Annotated in this window: 20 protein-coding genes and 1 tRNA gene; 11 read left to right on the forward strand and 10 right to left on the reverse strand. The window is 57.8% G+C overall.

The annotated features are described in order from the left end of the window. Positions 1-286: 286 nt before the first annotated feature. The 3 genes from msrQ to ACR0BI_RS19315 form a co-directional block, all read right to left on the reverse strand. Positions 287-901 (reverse strand): protein-methionine-sulfoxide reductase heme-binding subunit MsrQ, encoded by a 615-nt coding sequence (msrQ, locus tag ACR0BI_RS19305; RefSeq protein WP_480563095.1) that lies wholly within the window; start codon positions 899-901, stop codon positions 287-289. 4 nt (positions 902-905) lie between these two features. Continuing rightward, the gene (msrP, locus tag ACR0BI_RS19310; RefSeq protein ID WP_170398526.1) at positions 906-1,805 is read right to left on the reverse strand and encodes a protein-methionine-sulfoxide reductase catalytic subunit MsrP; all 900 of its coding nucleotides are present in this window, start codon (positions 1,803-1,805) and stop codon (positions 906-908) included. 131 nt (positions 1,806-1,936) lie between these two features. Then, positions 1,937-2,476 (reverse strand): winged helix-turn-helix transcriptional regulator, encoded by a 540-nt coding sequence (locus ACR0BI_RS19315; RefSeq protein ID WP_170398523.1) that lies wholly within the window; start codon positions 2,474-2,476, stop codon positions 1,937-1,939. A 40-nt stretch (positions 2,477-2,516) separates the two neighbouring features. Between ACR0BI_RS19315 and ACR0BI_RS19320 the strand changes: the two genes are divergently transcribed. Next, positions 2,517-2,894, forward strand: a complete 378-nt coding sequence (locus ACR0BI_RS19320; RefSeq protein ID WP_170398520.1) for a VOC family protein — start codon at positions 2,517-2,519, stop codon at positions 2,892-2,894. A gap of 72 nt (positions 2,895-2,966) precedes the next feature. Here the strand turns inward: ACR0BI_RS19320 and clpB are convergent, their stop codons facing one another. Together clpB and ACR0BI_RS19330 are read right to left on the reverse strand one after the other, a co-directional pair. Beyond that, on the reverse strand, positions 2,967-5,585 hold the full coding sequence (gene clpB, locus ACR0BI_RS19325) for an ATP-dependent chaperone ClpB (RefSeq protein ID WP_480563067.1): 2,619 nt from the start codon (positions 5,583-5,585) through the stop codon (positions 2,967-2,969). A gap of 127 nt (positions 5,586-5,712) precedes the next feature. Further along, a complete protein-coding gene (locus ACR0BI_RS19330; protein ID WP_170636920.1) occupies positions 5,713-6,033 on the reverse strand; it encodes a hypothetical protein in 321 nt (106 codons plus the stop codon). A 141-nt stretch (positions 6,034-6,174) separates the two neighbouring features. On the opposite strand from ACR0BI_RS19330, the gene pyrF reads away from it, so the two are divergent. Then, positions 6,175-6,879 (forward strand): orotidine-5'-phosphate decarboxylase, encoded by a 705-nt coding sequence (gene pyrF / locus ACR0BI_RS19335; protein WP_170636919.1) that lies wholly within the window; start codon positions 6,175-6,177, stop codon positions 6,877-6,879. A gap of 307 nt (positions 6,880-7,186) precedes the next feature. On the opposite strand, the gene ACR0BI_RS19340 is transcribed toward pyrF, so the two are convergent. Beyond that, on the reverse strand, positions 7,187-7,585 hold the full coding sequence (locus ACR0BI_RS19340) for an NUDIX hydrolase (protein WP_480563068.1): 399 nt from the start codon (positions 7,583-7,585) through the stop codon (positions 7,187-7,189). 91 nt (positions 7,586-7,676) lie between these two features. On the opposite strand from ACR0BI_RS19340, the gene ACR0BI_RS19345 reads away from it, so the two are divergent. Next, a complete protein-coding gene (locus tag ACR0BI_RS19345; protein WP_170819142.1) occupies positions 7,677-8,930 on the forward strand; it encodes a DNA polymerase IV in 1,254 nt (417 codons plus the stop codon). Positions 8,931-8,932: 2 nt separating this feature from the next. Here ACR0BI_RS19345 and ACR0BI_RS19350 read toward each other — a convergent pair whose 3' ends face one another. Next, on the reverse strand, positions 8,933-9,805 hold the full coding sequence (locus tag ACR0BI_RS19350) for an N-formylglutamate amidohydrolase (protein ID WP_170514642.1): 873 nt from the start codon (positions 9,803-9,805) through the stop codon (positions 8,933-8,935). A gap of 149 nt (positions 9,806-9,954) precedes the next feature. Here ACR0BI_RS19350 and ACR0BI_RS19355 point away from each other — a divergent pair. The 8 genes from ACR0BI_RS19355 (at position 9,955) to ACR0BI_RS19390 (ending at position 14,257) form a co-directional block, all read left to right on the forward strand. Continuing rightward, positions 9,955-10,029, forward strand: a tRNA-Val gene (locus tag ACR0BI_RS19355). 92 nt (positions 10,030-10,121) lie between these two features. Beyond that, the gene (gene ykgO, locus ACR0BI_RS19360; protein ID WP_005648635.1) at positions 10,122-10,247 is read left to right on the forward strand and encodes a type B 50S ribosomal protein L36; all 126 of its coding nucleotides are present in this window, start codon (positions 10,122-10,124) and stop codon (positions 10,245-10,247) included. A gap of 184 nt (positions 10,248-10,431) precedes the next feature. Beyond that, a complete protein-coding gene (locus ACR0BI_RS19365; protein WP_170398504.1) occupies positions 10,432-10,818 on the forward strand; it encodes a hypothetical protein in 387 nt (128 codons plus the stop codon). Then, a complete protein-coding gene (locus ACR0BI_RS19370) occupies positions 10,808-11,329 on the forward strand; it encodes a hypothetical protein (protein WP_480563069.1) in 522 nt (173 codons plus the stop codon). Before ACR0BI_RS19365 ends, ACR0BI_RS19370 begins: the two co-directional genes overlap by 11 nt. Positions 11,330-11,349: 20 nt before the next feature. Continuing rightward, entirely contained in the window at positions 11,350-11,913 is a 564-nt protein-coding gene (locus ACR0BI_RS19375; protein WP_480563071.1) for a hypothetical protein, read from the forward strand. A 141-nt stretch (positions 11,914-12,054) separates the two neighbouring features. Further along, positions 12,055-13,071: a Fe(3+) ABC transporter substrate-binding protein gene (locus ACR0BI_RS19380; protein WP_480563072.1), complete on the forward strand. Its 1,017-nt coding sequence runs from the start codon at positions 12,055-12,057 to the stop codon at positions 13,069-13,071. 116 nt (positions 13,072-13,187) lie between these two features. Then, on the forward strand, positions 13,188-13,742 hold the full coding sequence (locus ACR0BI_RS19385; protein WP_480563073.1) for a helix-turn-helix domain-containing protein: 555 nt from the start codon (positions 13,188-13,190) through the stop codon (positions 13,740-13,742). Continuing rightward, positions 13,739-14,257: an N-acetyltransferase family protein gene (locus ACR0BI_RS19390; protein WP_480563074.1), complete on the forward strand. Its 519-nt coding sequence runs from the start codon at positions 13,739-13,741 to the stop codon at positions 14,255-14,257. Before ACR0BI_RS19385 ends, ACR0BI_RS19390 begins: the two co-directional genes overlap by 4 nt. A gap of 154 nt (positions 14,258-14,411) precedes the next feature. Here ACR0BI_RS19390 and ACR0BI_RS19395 read toward each other — a convergent pair whose 3' ends face one another. Genes ACR0BI_RS19395 through ACR0BI_RS19405 form a run of 3 tightly spaced genes read right to left on the reverse strand, consistent with a single transcriptional unit; the run spans position 14,412 to position 18,359 of the window. Beyond that, positions 14,412-15,656: a molybdopterin molybdotransferase MoeA gene (locus ACR0BI_RS19395; protein ID WP_480563075.1), complete on the reverse strand. Its 1,245-nt coding sequence runs from the start codon at positions 15,654-15,656 to the stop codon at positions 14,412-14,414. Next, positions 15,649-16,134, reverse strand: a complete 486-nt coding sequence (locus tag ACR0BI_RS19400) for a plastocyanin/azurin family copper-binding protein (protein ID WP_223117415.1) — start codon at positions 16,132-16,134, stop codon at positions 15,649-15,651. Before ACR0BI_RS19400 ends, ACR0BI_RS19395 begins: the two co-directional genes overlap by 8 nt. Positions 16,135-16,160: 26 nt before the next feature. Next, a complete protein-coding gene (locus ACR0BI_RS19405) occupies positions 16,161-18,359 on the reverse strand; it encodes a HEAT repeat domain-containing protein (RefSeq protein ID WP_480563076.1) in 2,199 nt (732 codons plus the stop codon). Between the last annotated feature and the right edge of the window lie 54 nt (positions 18,360-18,413).

Genomic DNA, 18,413 nt, shown 5'->3' on the forward strand with positions numbered 1-18,413 from the left:
AAAAACCTCAGATGCCCCCAGTCTCTCCCGAGCGTCTCCGCAGCTTCCACCGCGTCCCAGCACCTCAGCAGCGCCGGTGAAGGGCGTTCTAAGTATATCGCCCAGAAGCCGCAAGTGGAAAAATCAAAAAAACACAAAAAAACGCAAAAACAGTATTTTATCATACTAAAACAAATAGTTACGAAGAGTATTCAGCCATTCAACCCGGAAGTCGCAGACACAGACCATCGCAAATCAGCGCCATGGATATGTTATTCACACTGTTACCCACAGACTCGCCTGCGAGTCAGGCTGAATCGGCTTGCCTAAACCGGATCAGGAATGATGTGACCGGCAGGCGCATGACCAGAAGGCCCAGAATAATAGCCAGGTAGACCAATGGCTCGATCTGAAACCCCTTCGCCAGCATCACATAATGAAGCGCGCCCAGAATTGCTGCCGGGTAGACCAGACGATGCAATTTGCGCCAACGAGGCCCCAAACGGCGAACCGCCCAGTTGTTGGACGTGATTACAAGCGGCAGTAACAATACAAAGGCAGCCATGCCCACCGTGATATAGGGCCGCTTGATAATGTCCGCCCAGATTTGGCTGGGAATCTGAACATCCAGAACCAGCCAGATCAACAGGTGCAATGCGACATAGGAAAATGTCAGTACACCTATCGCGCGGCGGAACTTCATCAGATTTAGGCCAGCGAAGCGACGCAAGGGCGAAATCGCGAGACCCAAAATCAGAAGCTGCAGCGCCAGTTCGCCAAACTCGTGCTCGAGCGCCTCGATCGGCTCGACCCCGAGACCACCGGTCATGCCCTGATAAAACAACCAGGGCGCAGGCAGTGCGCCCAGCAGATAAACAGCCCAATTGGGAAGCCGTCGCAAGAGGTCGTTGAGCCGCCGCATCATCTCAGTAGTTCTTCGCCAGATCCATGCCTTCGTAAAGGCTGGCGACCTCATCTTCATATCCGTTGAACATCAGCGTCGGGATTCGCTTGGCAAACAGACCTCCGCCGATTTGACGTTCCGAAGCCTGCGACCAGCGGGGGTGATCCACATTGGGGTTCACATTGCTGTAGAACCCATATTCCCTAGGACCTGCCATGTTCCAACTTGTCGGAGGCTGGGTATCCGTCAAGGTAATCCGCACGATCGATTTGATCGATTTGAAGCCGTATTTCCACGGTACCACCAATCGCAAAGGCGCGCCGTTCTGGTTCGGGATGTCCCTGCCGTAGATCCCAGTAGCCATAATGGTCAGCGGATGCATCGCCTCATCCAAACGCAGCCCTTCGCGATATGGCCAGTCTAGTACCGGATACGCCACACCCGGCATCTCATCGGGACGATAGGCGGTCTCAAACGCCACGTATTTCGCGCCGTCCTGAACGCCAGCCATGCCGAGTAGATCTGCCAGTTCAAACCCGTTCCAAGGTATCACCATCGACCAGGCCTCAACACAGCGGAACCGATAGATTCGCTCCTCAACAGTCATTTCAGACATGATGTCTTTGAAATCATAATCACCAGGGCGGTCGACCAGACCGTCGATGGTGACACTCCAGGGCTCGGTCACCAGTGTGTGTGCATATTTCGCCGGATCATCCTTGCGAGTCCCGAACTCATAATAATTGTTGTAGGAAGTAATCTCTTCCCATGTATTCGGTTCAAGCGCCTCGGCCGCCGCTGGCCGCGCCAGACTCGCCAGCCCGACACCCGCCAAACCGGCCATGACCTGTCGCCGGTTCAGAAACGCCGCCCTTGGGGTGACGTCCGCATGCGTCAGTTTGTTGGTCCAGCGATGCGCCATTTGGTTCTCCGTTATCCATTAACCTCGAAACTGAGGTAAGGTCTGATAGCACAGAGCCAAGGAAACAGGCGTCACGATTGAGCGAACAGATTGTAACGAAAATTAGGTACGCTTGGGCGCGAGGATAACGGTCATCCGATGTTCAAGCCGACAACACGGTTTATTTCGCATCCAAGATTGACCGCCTGATAGGTCGGAAAAGGCAGCCGGGCCGAAGTTTCGATATCGCGTCGCACCCAGTCCTGCTCCTCTAATTGCTTGAGCGAGGATGACAATGCGCGATCAGTGATCACCTGAAGATCCGACCTGAGCCCTGAAAAGCGCCGCGGTTGGCGGGTCAGCGCCAGAATAGGAACCGTCCAGCTGCGGCGCAGTAGCTTCAATTCAGTATCGTTCGGCACCAAGGCCAAGATTTCTGCCGCTACAGCCGCCGCCTGAACCCCGGCTTTGGTCAAACGGAATTCAGGTCTTAAAGGGTGGCCGTGGCCCGGGTTCCGTTCAAGCAATCCAAGGCTGACCAGATGTTCAAGACTTGCCGCAAATGCCGTCCGGCTTGCCCCGGTCGCGGCGAGCAATGGGGCCTGCCTGCCCGGAACCCCCTGGTGCAGCTGCGCAAGGATGTTCAGCGACCAGGCCCGGGAGGTAAGCTTGACAAGTAATTTTATGTCCATAATATATATTTACTTTATTTTAGGACAAAAGGAAAGTTCCATGGCCCTCGTTTCCTTAGAAAACACCATCACTCTTGCCATTTCGGTCAAAGATCGCCACGCCAGTGCGCGCTGGTATAATGACAAGCTCGGGTTTGAGTTGATCCATCATATTGATGAGGCGGGTTGGAGCGAGATGCTCACCAAAACCGAAGGCGTCACCCTTGGTTTGGGCGAGCAGGCAGAACCAGCGCCCGGAAACACCGTTCCGGTCTTTGGTGTTGCTGATATCGCAAGCGCACGCGATGCTTTGGAAGGGGCCGGAGTTCGGTTTGACGGCGAAACCGAGACGATTGAGGGGATGGTCAGCACTGCCACATTTTACGACCCGGACGGCAATGCAATGATGCTGGCGCAGGATCTGACCGGGCAGGTCTGAACGCTCTTAGTCGCAATACAAGCCACCAAAAAAAGACCCGCCTGGATGGCGGGTCTCTTCATTACCTGAGATTTAATGCACGACTGCATCATCCGGGCGCGGACGCTCGGACGTTCCCAGCCGGTCGCCGATGATCAAACCATCGGTTCCGGCGGTCACCGGAACGGTCTCACCATCCTTTATCTCACCGGCCAGCAGTGCTTCGGCCAACGGGTTCTGCAGGGCGCGTTGGATCACGCGTTTCAATGGGCGGGCACCGAAGACCGGATCATAGCCTTCATTGGCCAGCCATTCCTTCGCGCCATCGTCCAGTGCCAGCTCGATCTTGCGGGCAGCCAGACGTTTCTGCAGACGTGCCATCTGGATATCGACGATGCCATCCATATCGGCCCGTTTGAGCCGGTCGAAGATGATGGTCTCATCCAGACGGTTCAGGAACTCGGGCCGGAAATGCGCCCGGACCGCATCCATCACGTCGCGCCGCGCCTGCGCGCTGTCCGCTCCTTCAGGCAACTGGCTGAGCGCCTGAGAGCCAAGGTTCGACGTCAGGATGATCAGCGTCTGCTTGAAGTCGACGGTACGACCCTGACCATCGGTCAGGACGCCATCGTCCAGGACCTGCAGCAGCACGTTGAACACATCCGGGTGTGCCTTTTCGACCTCGTCAAACAGCACGACCTGATAGGGTCTGCGCCGCACGGCTTCGGTCAGCACACCACCTTCGTCATAGCCGACATAGCCCGGAGGGGCACCGATCAGACGGGCGACCGCGTGTTTCTCCATGAACTCGGACATGTCGATGCGCACCATCGCGTTGTCGTCGTCGAACAGGAAGTTCGCCACGGCCTTGGTCAGCTCGGTCTTGCCCACGCCGGTCGGGCCGAGGAACAGGAACGAGCCCAATGGGCGGTTCTCGTCATTCAGACCGGCACGCGCACGGCGCACGGCGTTGGCAACAGCAGTGACCGCCGCATCCTGACCGATCACGCGGGAATGCAGATCGTCTTCCATCCGCAGCAGTTTCTCACGCTCACCTTCCAGCATTTTCGAGGTCGGGATACCGGTCCAACGCTCTACGACGGAAGCGATCTGTTCAGGGCGCACCGTTTCCTCGGCCATCATGGCGTTGCTTTCGGCGTTTTCGGCCTCGGTCAGCTTTTTCTCAAGCTCAGGGATGACACCGTAGGACAGCTCACCCGCTTTGGCGAGGTTCCCTTCGCGCTTCGCGATTTCCAGATCAGCCCGCGCTTTGTCGAGCTGTTCTTTCAGATCGCGCGCACCGGCCAGCTTATCGCGTTCGGCCTGCCATTGGGCGGTCATCTCGGCGGATTGCTCCTGCAGGTCGGCCAAATCCTTTTGCAAGGTTTCCAGACGATCCTTGGAGGCCGCGTCATCTTCCAGCTTCAGCGCCTCTTCCTCGATCTGCATTTGCAGGATCTGACGATCCAGCTGATCGAGTTCCTCGGGCTTGGAATCCACCTCCATCCGCAAACGCGACGCCGCTTCATCTACAAGGTCGATGGCTTTGTCAGGCAGGAAGCGGTCAGTGATGTAGCGATGCGACAAGGTCGCCGCCGACACGAGCGCCGAGTCCGAGATGCGCACACCGTGGTGCAGCTCGTACTTTTCCTTGATACCGCGAAGGATGCTGATCGTGTCCTCAACTGTCGGCTCAGTGACCATCACCGGCTGGAACCGTCGTGCAAGGGCCGCGTCTTTCTCGACGTATTTGCGGTATTCATCCAGCGTCGTCGCGCCGATACAATGCAACTCACCCCGGGCAAGCGCAGGCTTGATCAGGTTGGCGGCATCCATCGCGCCGTCGGATTTACCGGCACCTACCAGCGTGTGCATCTCGTCGATGAACAGTATGATCTCACCGGCGGCTTCGGTCACCTCGGTCAGAACAGCCTTCAGTCGTTCTTCGAACTCACCGCGATATTTAGCACCGGCGATCAGCGCACCCATGTCGAGCGCGAGAAGCTTCTTGTCCTTCAATGATTCCGGCACATCACCATTGACGATGCGCAGGGCCATGCCCTCGGCAATCGCGGTCTTACCGACGCCGGGTTCACCAATCAGTACCGGATTGTTCTTGGTGCGGCGCGACAAAACCTGCATCGAACGGCGGATTTCCTCATCCCGCCCGATGATCGGGTCGATCTTGCCTTCGGCTGCAGCCTCGGTCAGGTCGCGCGCATATTTCTTAAGCGCGTCGCAGCCTTCTTCCGCCGATGCGGTGTCAGCAGTGCGGCCCTTGCGGATATCGTTGATCGCTTCGTTCAGTTTCTGGGCCGATACAGCACCGGCCTCCAAAGCCTCTTTGGCTTTGGATTTCACCATACACAGCGCCATCAGAACGCGTTCGACCGGCACAAAGCTGTCGCCCGCCTTGGTGGCGAGCTTCTCTGCCTCGTCCAAAACCTTGGCGGTCTGGCCGTCCATATAGATCTGGCTCGCGTCGCCGCTGACCTTCGGAATTTTGCCCATGGCCGCGTCCAACGCCTCAACCACGCGGTTCGGTGCGCCGCCAGCGCGTGTGATCAGGTTGCTGGCCAGCCCCTGATCGTCGTCCATCAATGCTTTCAAGATATGTGTGGGCTCCAGCCTTTGGTGCCCCTCGCGCAGCGCAATGGTCTGCGCGGCTTGCACGAAACCCCGTGCCCGCTCGGTGAACTTGTTCAAGTCCATAGCATTCTCCTTTTCTTAAGCGCCCCGTATTGATGCGCCCGCTTGGCGGCACGCGTCGGTCTGGGCCTCACATTCAATTTGGGAAATGTCTTTTCCCATTCAAGAGGCTAGAGCATATAAAACGGCGTCATCCGCGCGGAATCGAGTAGACGGAATAACCGCCAGTTTCTCCCATCAATTCAGCGTTGTACATTTCGACCAAAGACTGCTCGGCACTGCTGCCTGTAGGGCATGAAACCAGATCTGCTGTATGATCGAGGAAGTTGCCGGTATAGGCTGTTTCCCCGGTCAATTGACACCAGTCGTCTTCCGATCGGTACCCACGCACTAACAGAAGATTGTCATTGGTTGGAGCCGGCGCGACACCGGTTTCGGGCGGATCGCTTTGAGGCGCGTCTTCGCATGCGGCCAACATCAGTGCCACGCCAAGTACTATTACCTTTTTCATCATTTCTATCCCTGTTCTGAACGTCGGTACTTTAGCACATTGCGCAAAATAGTGAGTGATCTGCGTCACCTCGGGCTTCACACATGGACAGATCGCCCTGAACCCGTTAGGACGCAAACGTTTGCCAAAAAGGAGCGCCCCATGTCCGATGACCGCCTTATCGTAGCCCTCGACGTCCCAAACGCCCTGCAGGGTCTAGCCATGGCCGAGCGGCTGGGCGACTCGGTTTCGTTCTATAAGATCGGGCTGGGTATGTTGACTGGCGGCGGTCTGGCGTTGGCCAACGAGTTGAAACAGGATCACGGAAAGCGCATTTTCTTGGACATGAAGCTGTTCGATATCGGCAACACTGTAGAAAATGCAGTGCGTGGGTTGGCTCAGTTCGATCTGGACTTCTTGACGGTGCATGGTGATCCGCATGTCGTACGCGCCGCAAAGGAGGGCGCTGCAGGCAAGGACATGAAAATTCTGGCGGTAACCGTCCTAACATCACTGAACAGGGACGATCTGGATGCAAGCCTTCTGAAAGCGGGTGACGTGCAGGACCTCGTTGTAGAACGCGCGGCCAAGGCTTTCGAGGCCGGAGCTGATGGCGTAATCGCCAGCCCTCAGGAAGCCGCGCTAATCCGCGCCCTGCCCCAATCCGAAAGTCGTTTGATTGTAACCCCTGGGGTACGCCCTGCTGGTGCAGCTTTGGGCGACCAAAAGCGGGTCGCAACCCCGGCCAGTGCAATCGGCGATGGGGCCGATCATATCGTCGTGGGCCGCCCGATTTATCAGGCGGATGACCCCAAAGCCGCCGCACAAGCAGTTTTGAGCGAGTTAAATTCATTGACTCACCATTAGGCGAAAAGCCAAAAATTGCGGAAGGAACGGTGCTCAAGCAATTGACGTTAGGTCAATTTTTTGCGCCGCCGCGCCAAATCGTCCCTGTGCCCGAAAACACACATGAAAAACATGAGTTTTATGGCGTTCGGCTTGTGGCTATCGAAAAACGCCATTTTCGGCGATTCTACACACAAGACACTCCCCAACGGGCCATCTCTTCCTGAGGCTCGTTACCTCCCCCCGCAGGCGCGGGGGGTTTTCTTTCGAAGTCCCGTTCAAAGCTGCGCCGTTAAGTCCCGTTCAAAGCTGCGCCGTTAACTCCCGTTCAAAGCTGCGCCGTTTCCGACAAATAATCCCGAAGGCGATCTGCAAAATTTGGAATGGCCAACGGATTCGACAGATAATCCCGCGGACAAATCAGCCTCCACCCCTGCCCTTCGTTTCCAAAACGGATCAGGCCAACATCTTCCGGCGGGCGCAGGGCGACGTAGAACCAGCTTTGACCATATTGCCGTGACCAGACAAGATCGGTTGCGCACAGGCGCAGTCCAACCTCTTCATCTGTTTCACGCAACGCGCATTCGATCGGTGTTTCGCCTGGCTCTTTCCCGCCGCCTGGAAAATCGAGATGACCTGGAAACGGAATATCTGATCGATCATCTCTTAGAATGACCAGCAGCTTGTGCCCCAGAAACAACGCTATTTTTGCCCCGGAGAAGTCCATCGGTCCTCTTTTTATCCTTATCCATTCGCGATACCTTTTAACCTATCGAATGTCTTGACCAATCCGCCGCTGGCCGGAAAGAAACTACATCATGCCCGCCATCTGTCGCGACTGCCTGAAGGAAACTAAGCAAGGGCCGCGCTGCCCAACTTGCAGCAGCCCGAGGGTCAAATCGCACCCAGAGCTGTTTGACCTGACGATCGCGCATATGGATTGCGATGCTTTTTATGCTTCGGTCGAAAAGCGCGACAATCCCGAACTTGTCGACAAGCCTGTGATCATTGGCGGCGGCAAGCGCGGGGTGGTTTCGACTGCCTGTTACGTGGCCCGCGTTCGCGGGGTACGTTCAGCCATGCCAATGTTCAAGGCGCTTCAACTATGCCCCGAAGCGGTGGTGATCAAACCGCGTATGTCGGTCTATGCCAGCGTCTCGCGCGAGATACGCACCATGATGGACGAGTTGACACCTGATGTTGAACCGCTGTCGCTGGATGAGGCGTTCATGGACCTATCCGGCACCGAGCGGCTGCATGGTGCACCGCCAGCGGTCATGCTTGCGCGTCTGGTCAAGAGGATGAAAGATGAGCTGGGCCTGACGGGATCGATTGGCTTGAGCCATAACAAGTTTTTGGCCAAGGTGGCCTCGGATCTCGACAAGCCTCGGGGTTTTTCAGTGATCGGCAAGGCCGAGACGGCTGATTTCCTGCATGACCGGCCGGTGCGATTAATCTGGGGAATTGGTCCGGCGGCGCAGGAATCTCTGGATCGCGCAGGGATTCGCACATTTGCTGATCTTCTGCGCTGGGATCAGGAGGCGCTGACAGCGCGGTTCGGATCAATGGGCTACCGTCTGTGGCATCTGGCGCGAGGGCAGGACAAACGGCGCGTATCGGCCCATGAGCCGATGAAGTCGATCAGTAATGAGACCACTTTTTTCGAGGATACCGCCAGTCTTGAAATTCTGGACGGGCATCTGTGGCGTATGTCTGAAAAGGTAGCTGACCGGGCCAAAGCCAAGGGATTGGCTGGGCGAGTGGTGACGCTGAAGCTGAAACAGGCCAACCACAAGATCATCACCCGGCGCATATCACTACGCGATGCGACTCAGATAGCGGACCGGATTTATCGCACCGCTCGTGGGCTATTTGATCAGGTTGGCGATCAGGGTCCCTATCGCCTTTTGGGATGCGGTCTGTCTGACCTGTGCTCAGAGGATCAGGCCGATATCTCGGGCGACCTTCTGGATCCCGGTGCAGAACGCCGATCACAGGCCGAACGTGCGACGGACGAAATCCGGCGCCGTTTCGGTAGTGATGCAATCGTAAAAGGTCGTGCGCTGCGCTAGGTCTATTCGGCGGCAAGTGACATTGGATCGGACCCGATACTGGTGATCTGCGCGGTGACCTGCCGCAACACATCACGCAACGCCTCAAAGTTGCCGTTCGGCTGGATCGTTTCCTCGTTCATATAAAGTGACCGATCGATCTCGATTTGAACCGCATGCTGATGGCGGGCAGGTCGACCATAGGTCTGGGTGACGTAGGCCCCAGCAAAAGGCGTGTTGCGCGCCACATTCAGACCCGCGTCGGCAAAAGCGGCCTCGATCTGATCAACGATCACACCGGAAGCGGCCGCACCGAACCGATCGCCCAAAACGATTTCCGGTCGGGCCCGGCGCGAGCCGCCGGCCAGCGCCACCGCCTCGTGCGGCATCGAGTGGCAATCGATCAGAATGGCCTGCCCAAACATCTGATGCGATTCCGCCAGCAGAGATTTCAGACGAGTATGGTATGGACGCCAATAGGTATCGATCCGCAGGCGCGCCTCATCCATAGTCAGCTTGCCGCTGTAGATCGCCCTGCCGTTGGCGACCACGCGGGGAATCACCCCGAGGCCCGAGGTAACCCGCGGATTATGTCCGTGACGACGCGCACCCTGTATCAAAGCGGGGTCCAATTCATCCGAATTGCGATTCAGGTCCAGATAGGCGCGCGGCATGGCCGCGGCGAGCAGCGGTGCACCGAATTCAGCGACTGAGGAAAAAAGCTGATCGACATACGCATCCTCGGAGGACCGAATCATATTGCGGTTCAAAACAGACCGCTTCAACAAAGACTCGGGATAGGTCCGACCGCTATGGGGCGAGGCAAATACCACGCAGGACGTACGCGTTGCGGGCATATCCAGAATATAGGCTGCATTGGTGGCGGCGTCGGGCATGGGCTCTCCGTTGTTCGCACTCAACATAGACCGTAAAATAGTTCTGCCAAACCCCTTGATCCCCCCAACGACTCCTTTTATAGACCCCGCTACCGGCGCGGGGTTCCGCGCCCCATTTCGTTATGGGGCAGGTCACGCAACGGTTTCATGGGCGGTTAGCTCAGCGGTAGAGCACTTCGTTGACATCGAAGGGGTCACAAGTTCGATCCTTGTACCGCCCACCATGAATTCATTGCTCTGGTCTTTCCGGGGCACCCGATTAACCCAGGCGCTGGCCACGTCTTTGATGAAGGCGCCGCAGATTGGAGACAGACCCATGAAGGTCAAGAACTCGCTCCGCTCGCTCAAGAACCGGCACCGTGATTGCCGGGTTGTGCGTCGCAAAGGCCGCGTCTACGTGATCAACAAGACGCAGCGCAAGTTCAAAGCTCGCCAGGGCTAAGGGCTGCACGAACCTAATTAAAAAAACCGCGCTTTCGAGCGCGGTTTTTTTATGCCCTGCTTCTAGCGCCCTTTCGTGTCGGCGGAAGTGCCGGAAATCGCTCCGAAAGTCCGGTTCTGAGATTTAGTATTGTTATGAGACGGTCTCATGCTACGCTTTCCCTGTTTTTAGAAGGGAGGTCGGGTTGGCCAACGATGATCTGGATACGCTATTAGGAACAACCCTGACCGAGATGGTGGCCGATATAGGCCGAAGCGTGGCCCAAGCCGCCGAACAGCTTAGTCTGGATCAGTTGAACGCGCTGAAGAACTATCCTCAGGAACTGCGCGAGATGGGCATTCCGCCAGTCTTTTACCACATGCAGGATGTCGATGTAGAATTGAAGGTCGTCATGGAGATGACCAGTACCACAGAAGAAGGCAAACGCGGGATCATTGGCGCGTTTCTGTGTGGGCCAAAACTGACGCAGACAGATACGCTCGATGCAAGCAGCGCGTCGACCATGCGGATGCGGTTCGCGCCGGGACCGGTGGATGAAGGTGGTTCTGGTGGAGGGGTCGATGGCGACTAAAAAGGACAAGACCCCCAAAAAACAGCCTATAGATGTGCGCATCACCGAACTGCCCGAGGCCTTCACCACACTGCTTCAGTCATTGGAAAACCGCCTGACCGCGCTGGAGGCGCGCGAGGTCGTGTTGCTGGAGACGATCCAGGACCTGCAAGACCAGATCGACGATTTGGAAGAAGGAGGCGGTGGCATGCTGATGGGCGCGGGTTCTCCGGTGGTGAACCCAATGGCCGGAGGCCAGAGCGGAATGGAGGTTGAAGACAAAGATACGCAGATCGTGGATGCGCAGGTTTTTTCGCAGGCCCTGGGCGAACAGATCCTTGCAGGATCCGACGGCAGCGACGATTTCACCATCGACAATGTCCAGGTCGAAGCCTTTGTTGGGCTTGGTCGGGATGGCGACAAAGCCCAGTTCGCTACAAACGCGAAGAAACAGGCGGTCAGCCAGAACGCAGCGAAGGTCTCGTTCTCGGTCAAAAGACGGTCCGCAACGAAGATTATTGATAGAGACTGAATTCACAAAGGAGATTGGAAATGAGTATCGGGCAGGAACTGCTAAACGTCCCTTTCGCGGAAATGGTTCAGAAACTGGCGATTTCCGTGGCAGAGTCGCAAACTGAATTGGATAGACATTCGACTGATATCGCCAAATACATGGCGGAACAGAAGATCCAGCTTCCCGACCTATCCAACCCCGATGGTCCCCCAAAGGAATTCAGCCTCGTGTCGATGGGTTTCCTGCCCGCGTTCTATGCGGTGCAAGAGGCCGAGATCGAGGTAAAGATGGCGATCTCGATGACCAAACAGACCGAGAAATCAGGCAGCGCATCGGTCAAAGGTGGCTGGGGACCCGTGGCGGCGCAGGTCAACGCAAGTTATTCCTCGCGCTATGCCTATAATCAGGAAGGCGCAAGCAGGCTGTCAATCAAACTGGCCCCAGCCGATCCACCGGTCATGCTGCAGAAATACATGGAAGCGGTAACTCAGGCGATGCTGACCAAAGAACCGGTGCTCAGCGACGATCCGGACCCCGAGCCGGCACCGTCCCCCGTCCCACCGCAACCCGAAAGAAAACAAAGTAGGCGGCGTCAATCCTGAAGGGGCCGTCCGGCAAGGTAAGTTCAGCGACGTTTTGACCAACTAATTTTGTCGGATTTCCTTGCATCCCACCGAGAATCGTTTAATTGACCAAATCAGTCGGGTTAATTCCCGTCGCGATTTTCAATGTTGGGACAAATGATGCTGAAATCCTCTACCTGCTTTGCCGCCACCCTGACGGCCCTGATCGCCACCTCTGCCGCAGCCGAGGGCGAGCTGAACCTGTATTCCTCGCGCCACTACGACACCGACGAACGCCTGTATTCCGACTTCGAAGAGGCCACCGGCATCACCATCAACCGCATCGAAGGCAAGGCCGACGAACTGATCGCACGGATGAAAGCAGAAGGCGCGAATTCGCCCGCTGATGTCCTGCTGACGGTCGACAGCTCGCGCCTGGCCCGCGCCAAGAGCGAAGGCATCCTGCAGCCGGTCGAGAGCGCAATCTTAGAGGAGCGTATTCCGGCAAACCTTCAGGACGAAGACAATCAGTGGTACGGCTTTTCTCAGCGCGCACGGATCATCTTCTTTGACAAGGCTGATGTCGCCAACCCACCCGCAACCTATCTGGATCTGGCAAAACCGGAGTATAAAGGGCAGATCTGCATTCGCTCGTCCGGCAATATCTATAACCAGACACTATTGTCATCGATCATTGTAAATCACGGCGCGGAAGAAGCCAGGAAATGGGCTGAAGGTGTCGCCGCCAACATGGCACGCGAACCTCAGGGCGGTGACACAGACCAGCTGCGCGGCATCGTGTCAGGCGAGTGCGAGATTGCGGTTGCCAACACATACTATATGGCCCGCGCTATGCGCAAAGACGTCAAGGGTCTAAGCGCGGATATCGAGATGATCGGCGTGCAGTTCCCGGCACAGGATGCCGAAGGTGCACATATGAACCTGTCGGGTGCGGGTGTTGCAGCAAACGCGCCGAACAAAGAAAACGCGATTAAGTTCCTTGAGTATCTCGCAAGCGATCAGGCGCAGGTCTACTTCTCGAACGGAAACGATGAATACCCCGCTGTCGAAGGCGTTGCGCTGGCTGAGAACGTGGCCGCTCTGGGGGAGTTCAAAGCAGATGAGGTGAACCTCTCAGAGGCCGCCAAAAACATCCCCGAGGCACAGAAAATCTATAACGAAGTTGGCTGGAAGTAATCCAGTCCGATACCCGAGCAGCAAAAGGGCGCAGATTTCTGCGCCCTTTTTCTATTGTGTTTGAAGTAAAGCAAGGCAATAATCCCATATTCGTAACTGATTCCCATATGTGAGCCATGCTCGACACACTATCAAACCGCCTCGCTAAGCGTCTGAACGAGCTGCGCAAGGGTCATGGCTGGTCGCTTGAGCAGCTGGCAGACCAAAGTGGGATCAGCCGGGCGACACTGTCGCGAATGGAAAACGGTGATGTCAGCCCTACCGCTGAAACGCTTGGCCGTTTATGCGCAGCATACGGCCTGCCCATGTCACGCCTGCTGATGATGGTCGAAGATAGTTTCGATCCCAAAGTACCTTTCGAGAAGCAGCCTGAATGGCATGACCCCGAAAGCGGGTTTACCCGCCGTTCGGTTTCACCACCGGCGACTGGCCTCAGTGGGGAAGTAATGGAAGGTCATTTGCCCCCAGGTACTGTCATCACCTACGATACTCCGCCCAAGCCGGGACAGGAGCACCACCTGATCCTACTTGATGGAAGGCTAACGTTGACAGTGGACGGGATTGCCCATGCGCTCAGCGGCGGCGACTGCCTTCGCTATCACCTGTCGGGGCCAACGCAGTTCGAAACCGGACCCAAACGCGGTGCGCGCTATCTGTTGGTGCTGATATGATTACGCGATTGCCACAGGAATATTTCGACGAAGCGCTTGAGGATCTGACCGATATCCTGCACCGCTGTGTCCATAACGGTGCCAGTATCGGGTTCATCCTTCCTTTTTCGCGGGACGATGCCCGCGCCTATTGGCGGGACAGGGTGCAGCCCGAACTCCGCGCGGAGACACTCGATCTGTTTGTCGCATATGGTGACGGACGCATTCTGGGCACGGTGCAACTGATCCCCGCCGCAATGCCAAACCAGCCGCATCGCGCGGATGTGGCAAAGCTGCTGGTTCATCCGCAGGCTCGCCGTCGCGGTTTGGGTCGGTCGCTGATGGAGGCACTGCATGAGCGAGCTCGGGAATTGAAACGCACGATGCTGGTGCTGGACACCCGTAGCAGCGATCCTTCACGCTTGCTGTATCAGTCGATGGGTTTTCAGATTGCCGGAGAAATTCCGAACTATTGCCGAAACCCGTTTGAGGATCGGCTGGAGCCGACCACTTACATGTTCAAGGACGTCACCTAGCTGCCCGTAGCGCGCGCATTCGCGACAGAGCATTCGGCGATCCCCGAAGGTCCCGACATAGGTCGGCACCAAAGGCCTACAGCCGCGCGCCATCGACAGCAAAAGGGCGCTCGTTGACCAAAGAATTTGATACCTCAAGCGCATCGGGATCAATCTAGAATCGAAGGAACTCCAGAGCTTCTCCGGCTGGCAGCTTCTCAGTTTCTGCCGGAATAATTACCAGACCATCGGCCTGTGCAAGAAGGGCAACGCGCCCGCTGTAAGACCCGGCCATCAGGCGCAATCGCGGTGCGCCATTCGGTGTACATCCGTCGATGCTTACCGGGCGGTACTCACGCCGTCCCGCGCGGCGTTGAAGAGGTTCTGCCAAAACCGCCTGCTCCGGGGTGCGTTCGTTCCGATGCAGACCGGCACGGCGTTCCATCATCCGCGCACCAATGATCTGCCACGTCACAAAGGCCGAAACCGGATTTCCCGGCAGGCCCACATAAAGCGCATCACCCCGACAACCGAACATGATCGGCTTGCCGGGTTTCATCGCCACTTTCATCACCTCGGTTTCGCCACCGATTTCACTGAACAGGCGCGGCATGTGGTCTTCGTCCCCGACCGAAACACCGCCCGTGGTGATGATCAGGTCCGAGCTATTACAGGCATCCCTCAAGACCTGCTTCAGCAGCACCGGATCATCTTCGACCGGGCCTCGGTCGGCTAGTTCGATCCAGGGTTTATCCAGCAAAGCCAAAAGCATGTACCGGTTCGAGTTGTAGATCTGTCCGGGGCCAAGCGCTTCACCCGGCTGGCGCAGCTCGCTACCGGTCGAGAAGATCGTGACCTTGAGCTTGCGAAAAACCTTCACCTCGCCATAACCAGCCGAGGCCAACGCGGCGGCCTCACGCGCGGAAATTTCACACCCGCGCCGCAGGATCGGGGCACCAGCTTTCAAATCCTCGCCCGCGCGACGGATATGCTGACCGGATTTTGGACGGCGGTTGAACCGGATGCGATCGGACTGAAACTCACAGTCTTCCTGCATTAATACCGCATCGAACTCAGACGGCACCGGCGCTCCTGTGAATATACGCAAGGCACTGCCATCCGGCGCATCGTGTGCGCCGCTATCGCCGGCGGCTATGCGACCGCCAACTAGCAGTTCGAACACAGGCCCCTCGCCCAGATCGGCGCTGCGAACGGCATAGCCGTCCATAGCCGAGTTATCGAAGGCGGGCATGTCTACCTTGCTGTCGCAATTCTCAGCCAGTATCCGGCCAATAGCCTGCACCAGCGGTAGTGTTTCGGTATCCGTGATGGGGTTGGCCACGGACAAACCGCGCCTTAGGGCGTCATCTACGGTCAGGTACATATGAGCATGGTGGTCGCAGGCACATCCATCAGCCATTTTGGGCCTCCACATACGCAAAGAGCTCTTCGAAACCGACCCGCTCGGCCTCTCCAAGTTTAGGTAGATAGGCCTTGGCTTCTTCGAGATTCGAGCTTGGATCACCAACTACCAGCAGCATGACCATTCCGTGACGCCCATGAACGCGGCAACGGATGCCGTAGACTCCCTCTTTCTCGAAAGTCAGATCCAGTTCGGGTTTGCCCCGAATCTCGAAGACGCGCGCGCCCACGGGTATCATTCGAGGAATGGCAGTGACCGTGTGCCGCCCGGTCGAGCCTTTGAAACGCACAGTCGCCCCAGCGGGAACCTGCAGGAATTTGGGTTCGAACCGAAATGCATGCGCCGGAGTGTCGGCGTTCAGGTCGATGACCTGATGAACTACGGCAACCTCGGGGATCTCCTCGGCCAGTGCGACACTACCAAAAGCCATTGCCCCCGTTAGAATCGCCGCGCCTAGTTTCAGCGAAATCGCCATCTATCCCTCCGGTTTCAGACCGCCCGCTAGGGGTCTCCCAACAGGTCGGCCAAAGCGCTGATCAACACCGGCCACTGGGCGCGGCGGTTCTCGTCGCGCAATCCGGCCAACAATTCGCGCCCAATGGACACCAAGGCAGGGGTGCTGTCATTGACATAGGTCACGATCCGTTGCTCAGGATTGGCCATAAGGAAGGGTACGATGGCCGCACCTGCCTGATCCGGGACCGTTTCAGACAAAAGCCGCATCGCCGCCTGCCGTACCGGGGCCGAGACATCGTCCAGCAAGCTGCGCGCCACATCGGCCGTCCCGTCCCAGCGGGTCAGAATCTGCATGGCGTCGATACGAAAGGCAGTATCTCCGGTTTTCAGCATAGCCCGCAATTTGCCCCGCAGCGCATCCTGCGGTGGCAGGTCAGCCTGTTGCAGCAGGTTCAGCGCCTGCAGGGACAGATTGGCATCGGTATGCGAAAGCCCCTGTGTGATCAGCTCGATCAAATGCGACTGCTTCAGTTCGGACCCGTTGCGCGCGACCGACAAGCCCAGTGCCGCCAGCGCCTGCGCAGCGATCTCGGTCTCGGTCTCGGGGTCCTGCGCGATCTGCGCCAGCATGATCTGCATACCTGTGACGTCGCCCAGCAGGCGGATGGCCGAAATGCGGGTCTCACGCTCCAAGGCTTCGGCATTGTCATCCAACGCCACGCGGCGGCGTTTGGGATGGCGGGCGGCCTTGACCAACAATGCCTGCTCGCGTGGCGTCAGGGGGTGCAGGTCATCATCCTCGGCCTCTTTCTTCATCTCTGCCGCGATAGCGTCATGGCCAAGGATCGCGCCGAGGCTGGAGGTAGGGCCGTTTTCATCACCTTCAGACACATCCAAACCCGCCTCTTCCAGCGCAGCGATGGCGGTTTGCGGGGCCTCTTCCTCGTGCGCGTCTTCGACCACGCTCATCGGGGCGAGCGCGAATGACAGCAGCAATTCGCGGCCCTGCTGCTGGTTCACATGCGGGCGGTCGGTGTCAGTAACAATCATCGCCAGCGAGGCCACGGCCTTCAGCCGCACCGACCGGAAGGGCGCGCGGCAGGCGCGTTGCAGCCATTCTGCCGCCTCGCGCAGGGGCGAGGTCGCCAGCGCGTCGACGATGGCCCATTGGATACGCTCGGCCTTGAGGTCGTCCGCCTCGACCGAGAACAGCGCGTTCAGCCGATCTGCCACCAGTTGCGGGGCCAACGCCGCCAGCAGGCCCAGCGCCTGCGCCGAGACCTCAGGCTGTTGTCCGGTTGCGAGGAAATCCAGCACCTGCCAGCGCAGGTCGTCTTGATCAACGATAGGCTGGCTGCGGTCCAGCCGGTCGATCAGCGCCAGTTTCACCTTGGCGCCGGGGTCGCGCATCATGCGGTCCAGCAGTTCGGGTTCGGAAAGGCCGGACTGGTTCAGCGCTGCGATGCGGATATCCTCGACCGCATCTGTCAGGGCCTGTTCGACCAGCGCCGGGTCGTTCGGCATCAGCGCCTCATATGCGATCAGACGCACGGCCCCGTCCTTGTCGGTGGTGGCTTTGCGCAAGATGGCTTCGGCCTCGGGTCCTCCGATGCTGGCCAGCGTGCGCAGAGCGCGGTGACGCAGACGGCGGTTCGAGGATTGAGCGAACACACCCAAGGTCGGCACGGACGGCGTACCGATCTGGCCCAGCGCTTCGCAGGCCACATCCCCCAGTTCTTGCCCGTCTTCGTCCATCAGGGCCATGACAATGGGTTCAATCGCAGCCGCATCGCCCATGCGACCTAACGCTTTGATCGCCGCGATCTGAGTATCCAGCCAGTCGTCCCATTCATCCTGATGCAGCTCGTCCTCGTCCCACGTGATATCCTCGCCGCGTCCAGTGACGAGGGTGCGCAAGTACGGCGTGGCGTCCTTGGCGTTCAGCTGTGCTAAGGCGGTGACGCAGGCCAGTTTCACCTCACCGTAGGGATCATGGATCAAGTTTTCCAGCAGTTGCGGCGCGGCCTCCGTTACGCCCAGCGCGCCCAGCGCTTGGGCTGCGTCTTGACGGACGTCCTCGTCATCATCCAGCAACGCCTCGACCAAGGCCGGGCTGTTGCTGGCTCCAATGGCGGTCAGGGCCTGAATAGCGCGCAGGCGGATCACGTCATAATCGGATTTTGCGTAGTCGGAGAACAGGCTGGTGGCCTCGTCACGCAGGGCGGTATCGGAATGCATGTTCATATCAGGTCTGCCATGTTTTGCGTTGGGACGGGTTGGGTGAATGTGGAAGACAGG

It is taken from the genome of Ruegeria sp. E5, assembly GCF_056534105.1.

Excerpts from the sequence above, each read along its gene's own strand:
- clpB (WP_480563067.1), bottom strand. The coding sequence starts at position 5,585 with ATGGACTTGAACAAGTTCACCGAGCGGGCACGGGGTTTCGTGCAAGCC.
- ACR0BI_RS19380 (WP_480563072.1), top strand. The coding sequence starts at position 12,055 with ATGCTGAAATCCTCTACCTGCTTTGCCGCCACCCTGACGGCCCTGATC.
- ACR0BI_RS19390 (WP_480563074.1), top strand. The coding sequence starts at position 13,739 with ATGATTACGCGATTGCCACAGGAATATTTCGACGAAGCGCTTGAGGAT.
- ACR0BI_RS19395 (WP_480563075.1), bottom strand. The coding sequence starts at position 15,656 with ATGGCTGATGGATGTGCCTGCGACCACCATGCTCATATGTACCTGACC.
- ACR0BI_RS19375 (WP_480563071.1), top strand. The coding sequence starts at position 11,350 with ATGAGTATCGGGCAGGAACTGCTAAACGTCCCTTTCGCGGAAATGGTT.
- ACR0BI_RS19320 (WP_170398520.1), top strand. The coding sequence starts at position 2,517 with ATGGCCCTCGTTTCCTTAGAAAACACCATCACTCTTGCCATTTCGGTC.
- ykgO (WP_005648635.1), top strand. The coding sequence starts at position 10,122 with ATGAAGGTCAAGAACTCGCTCCGCTCGCTCAAGAACCGGCACCGTGAT.
- ACR0BI_RS19385 (WP_480563073.1), top strand. The coding sequence starts at position 13,188 with ATGCTCGACACACTATCAAACCGCCTCGCTAAGCGTCTGAACGAGCTG.
- ACR0BI_RS19400 (WP_223117415.1), bottom strand. The coding sequence starts at position 16,134 with ATGGCGATTTCGCTGAAACTAGGCGCGGCGATTCTAACGGGGGCAATG.
- pyrF (WP_170636919.1), top strand. The coding sequence starts at position 6,175 with ATGTCCGATGACCGCCTTATCGTAGCCCTCGACGTCCCAAACGCCCTG.
- msrQ (WP_480563095.1), bottom strand. The coding sequence starts at position 901 with ATGCGGCGGCTCAACGACCTCTTGCGACGGCTTCCCAATTGGGCTGTT.
- ACR0BI_RS19315 (WP_170398523.1), bottom strand. The coding sequence starts at position 2,476 with ATGGACATAAAATTACTTGTCAAGCTTACCTCCCGGGCCTGGTCGCTG.
- ACR0BI_RS19340 (WP_480563068.1), bottom strand. The coding sequence starts at position 7,585 with ATGGACTTCTCCGGGGCAAAAATAGCGTTGTTTCTGGGGCACAAGCTG.
- ACR0BI_RS19370 (WP_480563069.1), top strand. The coding sequence starts at position 10,808 with ATGGCGACTAAAAAGGACAAGACCCCCAAAAAACAGCCTATAGATGTG.
- ACR0BI_RS19405 (WP_480563076.1), bottom strand. The coding sequence starts at position 18,359 with ATGAACATGCATTCCGATACCGCCCTGCGTGACGAGGCCACCAGCCTG.
- ACR0BI_RS19345 (WP_170819142.1), top strand. The coding sequence starts at position 7,677 with ATGCCCGCCATCTGTCGCGACTGCCTGAAGGAAACTAAGCAAGGGCCG.
- ACR0BI_RS19350 (WP_170514642.1), bottom strand. The coding sequence starts at position 9,805 with ATGCCCGACGCCGCCACCAATGCAGCCTATATTCTGGATATGCCCGCA.
- msrP (WP_170398526.1), bottom strand. The coding sequence starts at position 1,805 with ATGGCGCATCGCTGGACCAACAAACTGACGCATGCGGACGTCACCCCA.
- ACR0BI_RS19330 (WP_170636920.1), bottom strand. The coding sequence starts at position 6,033 with ATGAAAAAGGTAATAGTACTTGGCGTGGCACTGATGTTGGCCGCATGC.